The 13,859-nt window shown below is 57.3% G+C and carries 16 protein-coding genes; 6 read left to right on the top strand and 10 right to left on the bottom strand.

Annotated features, from left to right (window positions below):
* The first annotated feature begins 105 nt into the window (after positions 1 to 105).
* Both BLT38_RS00965 and BLT38_RS00960 read left to right on the top strand, forming a co-directional pair.
* Positions 106 to 2,001 carry an ArnT family glycosyltransferase gene (locus BLT38_RS00965; RefSeq protein WP_083343500.1) on the top strand — a complete coding sequence of 632 codons (1,896 nt, stop codon included), beginning with the start codon at positions 106 to 108 and terminating at the stop codon, positions 1,999 to 2,001.
* 90 nt (positions 2,002 to 2,091) lie between these two features.
* Positions 2,092 to 2,658: a DUF4256 domain-containing protein gene (locus tag BLT38_RS00960; RefSeq protein WP_083343499.1), complete on the top strand. Its 567-nt coding sequence runs from the start codon at positions 2,092 to 2,094 to the stop codon at positions 2,656 to 2,658.
* Here the strand turns inward: BLT38_RS00960 and BLT38_RS00955 are convergent.
* Positions 2,655 to 3,881 carry a glycosyltransferase gene (locus BLT38_RS00955; RefSeq protein WP_083343498.1) on the bottom strand — a complete coding sequence of 409 codons (1,227 nt, stop codon included), beginning with the start codon at positions 3,879 to 3,881 and terminating at the stop codon, positions 2,655 to 2,657. The genes BLT38_RS00960 and BLT38_RS00955 overlap by 4 nt on opposite strands.
* Positions 3,878 to 4,297: a MerR family transcriptional regulator gene (locus BLT38_RS00950; RefSeq protein WP_083343497.1), complete on the bottom strand. Its 420-nt coding sequence runs from the start codon at positions 4,295 to 4,297 to the stop codon at positions 3,878 to 3,880. The genes BLT38_RS00955 and BLT38_RS00950 overlap by 4 nt, the downstream gene beginning before the upstream one ends.
* A 175-nt stretch (positions 4,298 to 4,472) precedes the next feature.
* Here BLT38_RS00950 and BLT38_RS00945 point away from each other — a divergent pair, with 175 nt between their 5' ends.
* Entirely contained in the window at positions 4,473 to 5,501 is a 1,029-nt protein-coding gene (locus BLT38_RS00945; protein ID WP_231966668.1) for an SDR family NAD(P)-dependent oxidoreductase, read from the top strand.
* A gap of 256 nt (positions 5,502 to 5,757) precedes the next feature.
* Here the strand turns inward: BLT38_RS00945 and BLT38_RS00940 are convergent, their stop codons facing one another.
* Positions 5,758 to 6,342 (bottom strand): hypothetical protein, encoded by a 585-nt coding sequence (locus BLT38_RS00940; RefSeq protein WP_231966667.1) that lies wholly within the window; start codon positions 6,340 to 6,342, stop codon positions 5,758 to 5,760.
* Between the two features lie 141 nt (positions 6,343 to 6,483).
* Here BLT38_RS00940 and BLT38_RS00935 point away from each other — a divergent pair, with 141 nt between their 5' ends.
* From BLT38_RS00935 to BLT38_RS00925, 3 genes are all read left to right on the top strand, one after another.
* Positions 6,484 to 6,774: a hypothetical protein gene (locus tag BLT38_RS00935; protein ID WP_231966666.1), complete on the top strand. Its 291-nt coding sequence runs from the start codon at positions 6,484 to 6,486 to the stop codon at positions 6,772 to 6,774.
* A 79-nt stretch (positions 6,775 to 6,853) separates the two neighbouring features.
* Positions 6,854 to 7,792, top strand: coding sequence for an ACP S-malonyltransferase (fabD, locus tag BLT38_RS00930; protein ID WP_083343494.1), 939 nt, complete (start codon positions 6,854 to 6,856; stop codon positions 7,790 to 7,792).
* 114 nt (positions 7,793 to 7,906) lie between these two features.
* A complete protein-coding gene (locus tag BLT38_RS00925; protein ID WP_156784970.1) occupies positions 7,907 to 8,587 on the top strand; it encodes a hypothetical protein in 681 nt (226 codons plus the stop codon).
* Positions 8,588 to 8,797: 210 nt separating this feature from the next.
* Here the strand turns inward: BLT38_RS00925 and BLT38_RS00920 are convergent, their stop codons facing one another.
* The 7 genes from BLT38_RS00920 to BLT38_RS00890 all read right to left on the bottom strand — a co-directional run bounded on the left by BLT38_RS00920 (position 8,798) and on the right by BLT38_RS00890 (position 13,801).
* Complete coding sequence (locus BLT38_RS00920) at positions 8,798 to 9,478, bottom strand: TetR/AcrR family transcriptional regulator (RefSeq protein ID WP_231966665.1); 681 nt, start codon at positions 9,476 to 9,478, stop codon at positions 8,798 to 8,800.
* A 23-nt stretch (positions 9,479 to 9,501) separates the two neighbouring features.
* Entirely contained in the window at positions 9,502 to 9,879 is a 378-nt protein-coding gene (locus BLT38_RS00915) for a hypothetical protein (RefSeq protein WP_083343492.1), read from the bottom strand.
* Positions 9,880 to 10,055: 176 nt separating this feature from the next.
* Positions 10,056 to 11,285 (bottom strand): pyridoxal phosphate-dependent aminotransferase, encoded by a 1,230-nt coding sequence (locus BLT38_RS00910; RefSeq protein WP_083343491.1) that lies wholly within the window; start codon positions 11,283 to 11,285, stop codon positions 10,056 to 10,058.
* 93 nt (positions 11,286 to 11,378) lie between these two features.
* The gene (locus tag BLT38_RS00905; protein WP_231966664.1) at positions 11,379 to 11,750 is read right to left on the bottom strand and encodes a DoxX family protein; all 372 of its coding nucleotides are present in this window, start codon (positions 11,748 to 11,750) and stop codon (positions 11,379 to 11,381) included.
* The gene (locus tag BLT38_RS00900) at positions 11,750 to 12,178 is read right to left on the bottom strand and encodes an SRPBCC family protein (protein ID WP_083346849.1); all 429 of its coding nucleotides are present in this window, start codon (positions 12,176 to 12,178) and stop codon (positions 11,750 to 11,752) included. The genes BLT38_RS00905 and BLT38_RS00900 overlap by 1 nt, the downstream gene beginning before the upstream one ends.
* Entirely contained in the window at positions 12,178 to 12,585 is a 408-nt protein-coding gene (locus BLT38_RS00895; RefSeq protein WP_231966663.1) for an ArsR/SmtB family transcription factor, read from the bottom strand. The genes BLT38_RS00900 and BLT38_RS00895 overlap by 1 nt, the downstream gene beginning before the upstream one ends.
* A gap of 55 nt (positions 12,586 to 12,640) precedes the next feature.
* Positions 12,641 to 13,801: an acyltransferase family protein gene (locus tag BLT38_RS00890; protein ID WP_083343489.1), complete on the bottom strand. Its 1,161-nt coding sequence runs from the start codon at positions 13,799 to 13,801 to the stop codon at positions 12,641 to 12,643.
* Positions 13,802 to 13,859 lie beyond the last annotated feature (58 nt).

The following is a 13,859-nucleotide window of genomic DNA, read 5'->3' as shown; positions in this document are numbered from 1 at the left end:
ATCCGGCCAAACAGTGACCGTTCATATTATCGCCGAACGTGTATGAAACGCGGCATCCTTCGCCTTTCTGCGGCATAAGGTGCCCGTTACCCATAAGATGAATCGGTGACGTTGTCTGAACCACTGTCGTCTTCACCCTCCACGGATTCGCAGTCATCTGCCGGCCCGCTCAACCGCCGTTCCATCGCCGTATTGGTAGCCATCTGGCTGATACTGCACCTCGGCTGTCTGTTCACGCCCGGTCTGTTAGACGATGTGGACTCCATTTACATTGAAGCCGCACGCGAGATGTTGCAGCGCCACGACTACGTCACGCCGTACGTGGACGGTGTCCGCTTCTTCGACAAACCGCCGCTCATGTACTGGATGGCCGCTGGCGGTATGAAGCTCTTCGGCCCACATGACTGGGCGGCACGCCTGCCGCTGTCATTGATGGTGCTGGGACTTTTTCTCTCTGTATATGCGCTGGGCCGCAAACTTTTTGGAGAACGCGGCGGCTTCTATGCAGCGCTCGCCATGGCTACCAGCCTTGGACCATACCTCTTCACGCGTTTCTACATTCCCGACATCATGAACGCGCTTTGGATGGCGCTGGGTGTGCACCTCTTCCTCATTGCGTTGGATGGAATCCGCAACGGACAGATGCGCACTGCACGCATGGCCACGTGGGCCTTCGGCGTCGTGATGGGATTGAACCTGCTCACCAAGGGACTCATCGGCATTGTGTTCCCCATCGGCTTTGTGGTGATTTATGCGTTGCTGACAAAGCAGGGTAAGCGGCTACTAAAACTGCCGCTGTTTACTTCATTGCTACTCTTCGCCGTTGTCGCGTTGCCGTGGCACATCCTTGCGGCGCTGCGTAATCCTGCGATCCCCATGCCCGCGGGTACAGGGCTTCCTGCGCGCGCTGGGTGGTTCTGGTTCTACATCATCAACGAACACTTCATGCGCTTCCGTGGTCTGCGCATCCCGCATGATTACGGCCAAGTTCCCATCCCGCTCTTCTGGTTGATGTTCTTCCTGTGGCTCATGCCGTGGGTCGCCTTCCTGCCCGCTGCCTGGACGCAGTACGCGCGCATGTGGCGCGACCGTCCCATGGAAAGCTCTAAACGCAAGCAGGCCGCTTTGACGGTGTTGCTGTGGAGCGGCATGGTGCTTGGCTTCTTCACGCTTAGCTCGCGGCAGGAGTACTACTCTCTGCCTGCGCTGCCTGCACTCGCGCTGATGGCTGGCGGTGTTGTTGCCGGAGCAGAACACGGCGATCCGCATCTGCGACGCAACATTCTCCGCGCGCATACATGGTTTCTGTTGCCCCTAGGAATGCTCATCGCCGGCATCTGCGGCACGCTTGCGGCCATCTCGCCTGCGGCACGCCCCGGTGCAGACATCAGCGAACTGCTCACCAGCAACCCGGATCAGTACAACCTGGCGCTGGGCCATCTGCATGACCTCACCACGCGCGCGATGGGCTTCTTCCGCGCGCCATTGGCCATCATGGCTGTGTCCATGTTCGGCGTTGGCCCCATCGCATGGTGGATACGGCGACATGGCAATCGTCGCATTGCCAATCGAGAGCGCGCAGCCAACGCGGTCCTCGCAGTGAGCATGTGCGGTGTGTTGCTCGCGGTGCATGGCGGCCTTGACCGCTTCTATCCCATCATCGGATCGAAGGGCCTGGCCGTGGAGCTTGCAAAGGTGGTGCAGCCTGACGATGCCGTGATGCTTGACGGTGAACTCACCAGCGGCTCCACGTTGCTCTTTTACACGCGGCATCCATTGCAGCTTGTGAATGGCCGTGTGAATGGCCCGTGGTTCGGTTCGTTCTGGCCGGATGCTCCGCCCATCTTTGAAGATGAGAACAGCCTGCACAAAGCGTGGAGCGGAACACAACACGTGTACCTGCTGACCTATCAGCAATCGCGCATTGCAGACCTGCAACACTTTGGCACGGTACATCTTTTCGCCACATCCGGCGGCAAGATGATTCTCACGAATCGTTAACGAACAAGCCGCTGCGATACCATTCCATGCGGAAGCGTGTGGCCGTGTTCGAATGCATCCGAGCCGCGATATTCCTGCGAGATCACATTCATGGCACCTGCAGCACTCTCAAAGCAGCAACGCACACAATTGCTCTCCACGCTGAAAGAGCGCTTTGAAAAGAACACCAAGCGCCATGCAAAACTCGCATGGAGTGACGTCGAAGCAAAGCTCGAAAAGAACAACGCTGCCCTGCGTTCGCTCTTCGCAATGGAAGAAAGTGGCGGCGAGCCCGACGTGATTGGCCGCGATGAAAAGACAGGCGAGATCATCTTCTGCGATTGCTCCGCCGAAAGCCCGGAAGGCCGCCGCAATATTTGCTACGACCGCAAGGGTTATGAAAAGCGCCTCAAAGAAGGACTGCAGCCTATCGGGTGCGTGTTAGACATCGCAGCCGACATGGGCATTGAGCCGCTGGATGAAGAACAGTACTTCGCGTTGCAGAAGCTCGGCGAATTCGACCTGAAATCACAAAGCTGGATCAAGGCCCCAGCAGAGTTCGTGAAGCTTGGCGGAGGACTATTCGGTGACCGACGCTTTGGCCGCGTCTTCGTGTATCACAACACGCCACCATCGTTTTATCGTGCGAGAGGATTCCGCGGCCTGCTTCGCCTTTAGCCTTCTGCCTTCAAACGCCCATCCGGCATAATGCGAAACTGAGTACCGTGATAGCGCGTGTCCGCAGGTAGATAACTGCAGCACCACACAACAAAACCAAGCAGATCGCGTAGCGGATAGACCAGCGTCTGAAACACGATGCGCTCGGCACCCAACACGCGCAACATGGTAAACGCCTGCAGCCAGCGATTCACAAGCGCAAGACCAAGAAACACCCCTGCAGCACACCAGTTGCCGAGCGAAGACTCCAGCGCAAACCCGAGCAATCCAAACGGCATGGCAAACGTGAGACCTGTTCCGAAGTGGCCTGCTGGACGTGACCTGCGCGTGCTCTGCATCCATCGAAGCTGATCACGAAACGAGCGAGCCATGCCCTGGTCCGCCACCATCAGCTTGATCACATGCGTACTCATCTCCACGCCCTTGCCCTGTTCGGCAAGCCGATGTCCAAGCACAAAATCCTCTGCCCAATAGTGGCCCAGGTCTTCGTATCCGCCAGCGTCGAGGAACGTTTTCTTCTCAAGGATCTGCAGCGGTCCCAGCGCAAAGTCGGTACCGCTCAGCATGTCCGCAATCAGCACGCCCGCGCCCATCTCCACGCTCTTACCCACCGCATCGAGCCATGTAAACAAACTGCCGCGATCCACATAGCCCGTGTACAAACACGATCCAAGCACCACTTGATGGCCCTTCACGTTGTGTCCGGGCGCAAGCGACTGAACACAACGCAACAACGCGTCGGGGGACACACGCGCATCTGCATCCGAGGTGATCAGGTGCGGATACGTTGCCGCATCGCTCATCACTCCAAGCGAAAACATCTTCGGATTGGGATACAGCGGTTCACCGCCCGCAATGAAGCGCACCGGGCGATCGGGATAACGCGCAGCTACCTCACGCGCAATCTGGAGGCCTGCATCGTCCTGATGACGTGCGCAGAAAAGAATCTCGTATGGTGCGGGATAGTTTTGCTGAAAGAAGCTTTCGATGTTTCGTTCCAGCCCCGGCTCGGCGCCGTGCAAGGGCTTCAATACGCTCAACGGAGGTGTGAACAATTCCTTCCGTTGCAGAACACGCTTGTGCCTTGCAGCAAACCGCAACGCAGCTACAACGGCCATGCCGCAGAAGATCAAAGCTGTCAGAGAACCCAGCGCTGCAATCCAGAACAAGATGCGCGAAACAAGACCAGTCCCTGTGAGCTGCGACAGCGAAACGAAGCTCATCCCCGCTTCTTCGATGTGGCAGACTTCACCACGACCGGCTTACCTACCAGCACGGGACGACGCAGCGGCACCAGACCTGCTTCATTACTGCGTGGCTGCTGCATACGGCTCAACATTTCGTCGCGCATGTAGCTCACAAAGTTCTGCATGTCTTTGTTCATCTGCTCCATGCGTTCGCGCATCTGCAGGATGATGGCAATGCCTGCAATATTCACACCCAGATCGCGAGCCAGATTCAGGATGAACTCCAGCCGCTCCAGGTCCTCATCGGTGTACAGCCGGGTGTTGCCCTCGGAACGAGAGGGGCGCAACAAGCCTTCGCGCTCATACAGGCGCAGCGTCTGAGGATGAATGGCATACATCTCCGATACTGCGGAGATCATGTACGCGCCTTTGGAACGTCGCTTGGTAGCCATGACGGGTGCCCCTATTTTACTGATTTGGATGCCGTTTCCGCACTATAGATATTCCACGCCACACGCAACGGCAAATGAACCCGGCGGCGTCTGACCCTGCATGGTCGGCAAAGCGTTAAAACTCGGCGGCAAAGCGGGCATCTGGTTTGCAAAACGACAGGCGCGTAAACACGGCATGAAAATCAACCTGGCCCTGGGGATGCTCGGCGCAGGCGTTGCAGCCTGTGAAGCGTGGAAGGCCCACCAGCGCGACGCGGCAGTGCGCGGCAAGGTCGTCCTCATCACTGGCGGCAGCCGCGGCTTAGGACTGGAAATTGCGCGCCAATTCGGCCTCGGCGGTGCGCACCTGGTGCTTGTCGCGCGTAAGGATAACGAACTACGGGAAGCCCTCGGCTCGTTGATGCGCGACTGTGCCATCCCGAACGGCGGCACGGCCCACACCATCACTGCCGACATCAGCCTGAAAGAAGACTGCGAACGGATGATCGCCGACGCAACCGAGCGCTACGGCCGGGTGGACATCCTTATCAACTGCGCCGGGATCATCACCGTAGGTCCGTTTGAAGACCAACCCACCGAAGCCTTCCGCGACGCTATGAACATCAACTTCTTCGGCCAGCTTTACGCCATCCAGGCCGTACTGCCGCAGATGCTGGAGCGAAAAGCAGGACAGATCGTGAACATTGCCAGCATCGGCGGCAAGATTGCCGTACCGCACCTGCTGCCGTACGTCGCAAGTAAATTTGCCCTCGTTGGCCTCAGCGAAGGCCTGCATGCTGAACTTCGCCACAAGGGCGTCCACGTGCTCACCGTCTGCCCTGGCCTCATGCGTACCGGCTCGCAGGTGCAGGTGGATGTGGTTGGCAACGCAGAGAAGGAATATCGCTGGTTCAAACTCGGCGCCACGATGCCCGGCATCTCCGTTGCTGCTCGCGCCGCAGCCCGCACCATCTTCCGCGCCACCGTAGAACGCCGGGCAGAGATCACCATCACACCGCAGGCATGGCTCGCCGCGCGGCTGGTTGGCGTCGCTCCGGAATGCTCCACCCGCTTTGCAGCAGCGGTCAGTCACCTGGCTCTTCCCGCCGCCAACGGCAACCGAGAGCCGATAAAAGGGTCTGAGATCGAAGCACAACGAAAGGCCCAGAAGGCAGTTAGAAACAACGGCAACACGCGTGCGCCGTTCTCACCCGCCCAGGCGTGAAAATCCTGTTACAAATGGCGTCAAACGGCCACTGGTGGAAAAGATTTATGTGCCAAACGTCTTAGACAGGAGTAGCCTAAAAGTACTCCTAGACCCGTTCCAGGGTCAGACAGGCCGCGAGAACCGGGAAGTACCTCCACTCCCTCTCTCCCGCGGCCTGCCCTATGTCGGAGTCCATATAAGCATTTCGACACCCGCAAATCCGGCAACTCCTACCTCTTGAACCCTGCCTCACTTGTTCAACACTGAGAACCGCCTAGTGTGCCGGCACCATGACGGCGTTCTCGTCTACCTTCGGAATCCCGAAGTGTCCGCTCAGATGCAGTAGATCCAGCGGCCGCAGCATGCAATCCACACTGACCACACTCATGTTCCGGTCGCCGCGCGTCAGCACGGTCACGCCTGTGATGTTCGTTCCCTGAAAGTGCAGCCACATATCCGTCATATTCACGGACGCCGCACCATTAGCGTTCACCAGGTGCTTCCATCCAGCAGCGCGATACTGTGCGTCAATCATGCCCAACGCACCGGGATCGTACCGCGCGAAATCCTTCGCGTGAAACGTCCGCACGGTAATGCTGTTCAGCCCGGCCACCACACGACGCGTCTCCGGATCGCTATTGGCAAAGAACTGGTCCGCCGCTGACAGCATGTTGCGGTCAAAGGTAAACGAGGTCTGCGATGTATTGCTGCTAATGACATCGCCAAAGTTTGGTGCCCACCCAACCGGTGGAGCGGCAGCCACAGATGGCGGAGGCGCGCTCTGGGCTGCCAGGCAAACAGCTCCCACAGCCAGAACGGCAGCAGCGGTCAAGGTCGAAAGCGTACGGATAAAACCCATATCCAGTGAGACCCGCTTTCTTCCCACGAGTCGCATATCGAACAGAAACATGCCCACGCAGATACGCGACAGCCAACCCTGTTGCCTTTCGTGCGTCTCACCCACTGCCATCGCACACGGGGGTGCGCTATGATGTTCCGCATGAAGCTGTCTCGCAGTCGCCGCAAAAAACTGGAAGAAATCGAAGCACGTATCCAGGAAACTCTTTCCCAGATTCCTGCGGCTGTTGAGGCTGCACTCCCCCGGTCGAAGTCGCACAAACTGGCCGTCACCGCCGCATGGGTTGCTGGTGGCGTGGGCGTTTTGACGCTTGGACTTCTCGCAGGCCGCGAGCTGCGTGTGCGCTACAAGATGAACCGTCGCACCCCTTACGACTACTACGCCCACGCGGGCGATCAGACGCCCGACCTGGAGTTCGGCGTCGGCATCTAGACACATCCGAATAAACCGAGGCCCCACGTTCCGCCGCGAGCGTGGGGTTTCCTCTTGAAAAAGCAAGGACATACGAACGATGAGCATCGCATTTCTCTTCCCTGGACAGGGTTCGCAAAGCGTCGGCATGGGCCGCGATCTGGTAGAAAAATTCCCCGCCGCCAAAGCCGTTTTTGAGGAAGCCGACGACGCCCTGGGTTACAGCCTGTCGCAACTCTGCTTCGAAGGCCCGGAAGACCAGCTGAAGCTCACGGAATACACCCAGCCCGCGATTCTGACCGTCTCCGTGGCCGCCGCACGCGTCCTTGCCGACCACGGCGTCACCGCGACCATGGCCGCTGGCCATTCGCTGGGCGAATACAGTGCCCACGTCGCCGCCGGAACCCTCACCTTCGCCGACGCCGTCCGTACCGTGCGTCTACGCGGTCAGTTCATGCAGGAAGCCGTCCCAGCGGGCAAGGGTGGCATGTCCGCCATCCTGGGCCTCGACGCAGGACGCATCGGCGAACTCTGCCAGCAGGCCAGTGACGAGCACAACTGCATCGTGGCTCCCGCGAACATGAACGCGCCCGAACAGACCGTCATCTCCGGCGAAGCCTCCGCCGTCACCCGCGCAGGCGAACTCTGCAAAGAAGCCGGAGCCAAGCGCGTAGTGCCCCTGCCCGTCTCCGCGCCCTTCCACTGCAAGATGATGGAACCCGCCGCCGAACGCCTGGCAGCGGAACTGGAACGCGTTGTCATTCTCGACCCGCAGATTCCCGTCGCCAGCAATGTCGACGCCCGCATGATCAGCCGCCGCGCGGATGTCCGCGACTGCCTGATTCGCCAGGTGACCGGTGCCGTTCGCTGGGTGGAATGCGTAGAGCTACTGAAGACCAGCGGCGCAACCACCTTCATCGAAGTAGGGCCCGGCAAAGTCCTCAGCGGCCTGATGCGCCAGATCGACCGCGCACAGAAGATGCTCAACGTGGAAGACGGCGACAGCCTGCAGAAGACACTCACCACAATCAACGGCTAGCACTGGCGTGAAAACGCTGCCGTAACAAGACGGCAAGTGGCTATAATCGCCACGTCTCACCCGGAGGCGTGGCTGATGCGTTCGCGGTTTTCATTCGCAGCAGGTTTATTTCTTATGGCAGTCCCTGGTTTCGCACAACAGGGCAATCCAGCACGGCCGGCCACGCGTCATCCCTACATCATCGAAATCGAAGAAAAGCGAGAGCAGACGCTGGCCGACGGCACGCACATTGTACGAGTCTCTCGCGAGAAGCATTATGGCGACAGTCAGGGGCGCACGCGTGTCGACTACTTCGTAAACTCAGACATCGGGGACTCTCCCCGGACCAATGTCCTGATTTTCGATCCTGTAAAGAAGGTCACCTTCAGTTGGGTAATTGGCGACCACATGGAATCGACTTATACCGTGAGCACAATGCATAGCCCGAACGCTACCGATGTGCCGCACCAATCCTCTCCATCCACAACTCGGCCGGCTCCGAAACTGCAACGAACAAACGAATCGCTCGGCATGCAGGAAGTGCAGGGTTTCGCCTGCCTTGCCACTCGTTCCACCGTTGTGTATCCAATAGGCGTGCTCGGTAACGACCGTCCCATCACGAACGTATCCGAACACTGCATGTCCAAAGAATTCAACCTTCAACTGAGCGCCAGCGGCTCTGACCCACGAAGCGGCACGTACACACTCACAGCACAAAGTATTAGCCGTGAAGAGCCGGATCCTTCTACCTTCCTGCCTCCTCCGGGTTTCATTGAGCGAAAGGTCGTTAGCGTGACTCCAACAGAAGCTCATTGATCGAGGCAAACAGAAAACGATGCAGCCCACCTACCAAGGTTCCGCATCAACGGTTAGATCCCGGTGCTGTCCCAAGGGTCAGGGGCACCAACCCCTGCTGAGACATCTTCGCGCATTCGCCTCACCAGATCACTCCCCATGCTGGTGAAAGTGCTTCGACAGAAGCCGGCCCCCATGGCCACTCTCGCCGGGAACCACGAAGCGTTTTGTTTACCCGCCGTAAACCGCCTCCAACAGTTCGCCCGCAAGTTTTTGAAACGGACGAAAGATTGGTAGTGCGGCAAGCTTCAGCGTCATGACCAGCATCTTCAATGTCTTTTCGAGAAGCACACCGGTGCGGCTCTGTTCCGGAGACTCGTCATAGATCCAGAACAGAAACAGACCCATTTGGTACATCCACAACAACCGTGGCAGATAGGGCGCCACATTTTTCGGCAACTTCAACTTCGCCTGTTCCACCGCGCGTTCAAAGAACTGTTGGTCCTGTTCACGGATATGGGCCGTGTTCGCGCTAAACGGAGAAAGAGGGTGTTTGGGGTCTACGTGAGAGGCCAGAGCTCCTACTAATGGCCGGTTTTTTCCGAAGTAGTCGAACTTGGTCTGAATAATCGTACGCAGCGAAGCGTCCAGCGATCGGCTTCGGGCCAGTGCGGCTTCGAGTGCGGTACGCATCTCCTGCTGTGCCTCTTCATAAAACGCCAGCACAATGGCGTCCTTCGAAGGGAAGTAGTAGTAGGCTGCCCCTACTGCCATCCCGGCCTTGGCCGCCACCTCCCGCATGGTGGCAGCCTCGAAACCACGCTCGCTAAAAACCTCGAGCGCTGCATCCAGAATCCGTCGGCGGGTCTCCTCACTCTTTCGTTGAGTCGTAGGCGCCGCCGTTACGGACACGTCTCCCGATGCCACAGCGCGTTTCACGCCTGCACCTGACGTTCAAACATACGCGCCGGATGAACGGACCGGCCACGCACCTTCGCCAGAATAAAGATATTCACGAAGTGCACCAGACCAAGTACCAATGCCACCGCACCAAGCTTCGCACTCTCCAGCTCAATCACCTGCCGCAGTGTTTGTAGCGGGTTATAAGTCTGCAGATACAAAGCGATGTAACCCAAATTGATTAGATAAAACCCGATCTTCAACAGGTTGTTCACGCTGTCTGCAAGAGGTTCATTCCCGTGAAACGCATCCACCAGGAACACCCTGCCGCTGCGATGAAGCGTCCGTCCCACCCAAATCGTAAGCAGGACACTGACAATCAGATAACCGAAGTAAGCCAAAGGCACATACATAGTATTGCTCCTCTCACATCCGACTCGACGCGCTCAAGCAAGAAATCTGAACGCGTTCAATTACTAAGATACGGTCATCTGCGACAAGGATGCAAACATTTTTTGAACATGTTCATTAATTAGTTTCCGCTAAAGACAACAATGCTCACCCCGAAGGGTGAGCATTGTTGTCTTCTCTACTGGTTACCGTGTTTCCTGCGGTAATCCTCAAGGAATTTCGCGATGCGGCCAATGGCCTCGCGCAAATCCGGCTCATGCGGCAGGAACACAATGCGGAAGTGGTCAGGATGAGGCCAGTTGAAGCCCGTGCCCTGAACCAGCAACACACGCGTTGCTTCCAGCAACTGCAGCAGGAACTGGCGGTCGTCCTTGATCGGATACAGCTCCGGATCAAGCCGCGGAAACATGTACAGCGCAGCCTGCGGCCGCACGCACGTCACACCCGGAATCGCAGTCAGCAACTCGTAAGCCAGGTCACGTTGACGACGCAGCCGTCCACCCTCGCCCACGAGGTCATGAATACTCTGGTAGCCACCCAGCGCCGTCTGAATCGCCCACTGCCCCGGCACATTCGCACACAGCTTCATGTTGGCCAGCATGTTCAGGCCTTCAATGTAGTCCTTCGCAGCGAGCTTATCGCCAGAGACCACCATCCATCCCGCACGATAACCGCAGGCGCGATAGCTCTTCGAAAGCGAGTTAAACGTGAGCGTGAGTACATCCGTGGACAGGCTGGCAATCGCCGTGTGCGTCACGCCGTCATATAAAACCTTGTCGTAGACTTCGTCCGCCAGAATCACCAGGCCATGCTCACGAGCAATCGCAACGATGCCGCGCAGAATGTGATCGGGATAGAGCACACCTGTGGGATTGTTCGGATTGATAACGACAATGCCCTTGGTGCGCGGCGTGATCTTCGATCGAATGTCATCCAGATCCGGGATCCAACCGTTGGCTTCATCGCACAGGTAGTGCATGGGCTTGCCGCCAGACAGGCTGGTCACAGCCGTCCACAGCGGATAGTCCGGCGCTGGAACCAGCAGCTCGTCGCCATCATTCAGCAGCGCGTTCACTGCCATCGCAATCAGATCAGAGGCGCCATTGCCCAGGTAGACGTCTTCCAGCGTCACACCTTGAATACCCTGCGTCTGCGTGTAATGCATCACGGCTTTGCGGGCGGCAAAGATGCCCTTGCTATCCGAATAACCTGCTGAGTTCGGCAGATTACGAATCATGTCCTGCTGGACTTCTTCAGGCGCATTGAAGCCAAACACGGCCAGGTTGCCAATGTTGAGCTTGATTAACTGCTGGCCTTCGTCCTCAATCTGCTTGGCACGTTCCATGATGGGACCACGGATGTCATACAGAACATGTGCCAGTTTGGTGGATTTACTTATCGTTTTCATGAGCGCTCAAGTCATGCGCATGCAACACAATACGCATGACTCAAACGATACGCGATTCCACGGGCAAACACAGCCTGGAAACGAATGCTCTTGTTATGCAGTTCGACTGCAACGCCAGAAGATATAGGACATTCCCAGCAGAACACCCGCGCCCACGGCCCAGCCCCAGGCCGCTGGACCATCGCCCACAGCAAGATGCGCAATCACAGCGGAAACAAGCGTAATAGCAAAGCCTGCATACGCCCACTCCTTGATCCACGTTGGAATCATAGGCACAAGTAACGCAATCACTCCCGCAAACTTGGCCCACGAGAGTTCAACACGGAAGTAGCTTGGAAATCCAAGATGAGCGAATGCCGCAGCCACTTGAGGCAACTTCAACTGCGCATAAGCCGTAAAGGTCATGTGGATGGCGAAGAGTGCCGTGGTGATCCAGAAACCCACGGCACATCGCTTCGACGCCACTACGTAGCGCTCCCAGCCAGCACCTGCTCCAACTGGCCCATAAACTTCTGCCATCCGTACTGCGCACCGCGGAACGCAGCTTCCTGATCCTCGCGGAAACCAGACTGTTCCATGCGAAGGTGCGTACCGCCCTCTTCCGGAGTCAGCGTAAAGAGCACGACACTCCCCAGCCCCATGGAACCCCATGTGTACGAAAGCTTCCGCTGCGGCTCAATCGCCAACACTTCGCAGTCAATAACGCCGTTCCAATTCGCCACAGGTTCAGCGCGGAACTGAAACGACTTGCCAACTTCAGGACTGAAGTCATTCTTCATAAGCCACTGCGCCAGCAGCGCAGATTCTGTCAGCGCGCGCCACAGTTTTTCAGGAGGATGCGGAAAGCTCCTCTCGATCACAACGCTACGGTTTGTTTCTGTGGAGTTGCTCATCATTCCATCCTTTCCAAAACTTCTTCAAGCTTGTCGAATCGTTCACGCCAGAACACGCTGTAATACCGCAACCAATCAGCAATAGGCTCCAGCGCTTCCGGGCGAGAGCGATAGTGTGTCTCGCGCCCGGCGCGACGATGCCGCACCAGCTTTGCCTGTTTGAGCACCGTTAAGTGCTTGGAGACAGCGGGCTGCGAGACTCCAGCAAAGCGAGTCAACGCATGCACCGTCTGCTCCCCTTCTCTGATCAGCTCTTCGAAGATCGCCCTTCGAGTCGGATCAGAAAGAGCGCGAAACACGAGATTGGCATTAGCTTGTGGCACGAAAGAAACCATAACCATTTGGTTATGGATAGTCAAGTGATAATCGACCAAAATTTCGCAAAGCGAAACCTCGTTCCACGTCAAAAAGCCCACTCCGCATGAATCTTTGCGAAGTGGGCAGATGATGTATGGATTCGAACTAAAGCGACGTAGTGCCAGTGACCAGGAAGCGACGATTCAGCCAGCGGCGTACTGGCTCGTCGACGAGCTTGAGGCAGGCATAGGCAATCGCCACAGCGGTGACGAACAACGCCGCACCCCATGTCACGCCCTGCATTGGTGTCAACTTTCCGTCGTACACCTTGGCTGTGTAGATGTAAATCAGCGAGTAGTGCGTAATGTAGAGCGGATAAGAAATTGCACCTGAGAAACGGCATAGGTGCGTCGCCGTGCGTCCGCTGATCTGCTCACCCGCACCCATCGCGACGACAATCGGGAATACGAAGATAATGACCATCGCCTCATACAAACCGTTCATCCAGAGCGAGGCTGTAGTGCCGAAGCGCGGCAGGATGAAAGTAACGACAAGCAGCAGGCTGCACCACAGGAACGCATTCCGCACATGAATGCGCTTGTGCATGCGTTGCAGGAGCATGCCCGCGAGAAATGGAAAAGCCAGTCGGAGAAAACCGATCTTGAGTTCCATCGCATTCACCGACCAACCGCCCGTAATGTCGCCGCGCGGTGTGGTCACAAGATAGTGCGTAAGCAATGCTGCGGAAAGCACTGCAAGCACCATGAGCACGCGATTGGATACCTTGCGCAGACCCAGCGCATAAGCAATGTTGGCGATGTACTCAAAGAACAATGACCACGCCGTGCCGGCCAGCGGATGCATCTCCTGCCAGCCACGAATGTCCATTGAAATCGGAATAGGAATGACGGTGCATCCGATGAGCGCGATCAGAATAAGTCGCGACACTGACGTAGTTGCGACAATCGGAAAGATCTTAGGGCTGGCGCTGAAGTAGAACAACAGCGCACCAAGAACATTGCCCATGATGAGCATCGGCTGCAATCGGATGACGCGGCGCTTGAAGAAGTCCCACAGCGTCATGCCTGGTTGGCCGTTGGTAGGATTCCAGCGGCTGTCATACGCATAAGCGATCACAAAGCCAGACAGCATGAAGAAGAAATCCACCGCCAGGTAGCCGTGGTTGATGATCTGTTTCGCGTGGTCGCCGCCGTTCCACGTTTCGCAGATGTGGAACAAGACCACCATCATGGCCGCGACGCCGCGCAGACCATCGAGGATTTCAAAATGCTGTTTGGGTTGAATGCGTGCGTGTGAATGGCTCATGAGTTCCAACCACCATACACAAACCGTCGCCGAGCACGCACCATCAGCCGTCACGCAA

This window comes from Terriglobus roseus (genome assembly GCF_900102185.1).
Lineage (GTDB): Bacteria > Acidobacteriota > Terriglobia > Terriglobales > Acidobacteriaceae > Terriglobus > Terriglobus roseus_A.
This window is presented reverse-complemented; position numbering and strand designations above follow the sequence as displayed.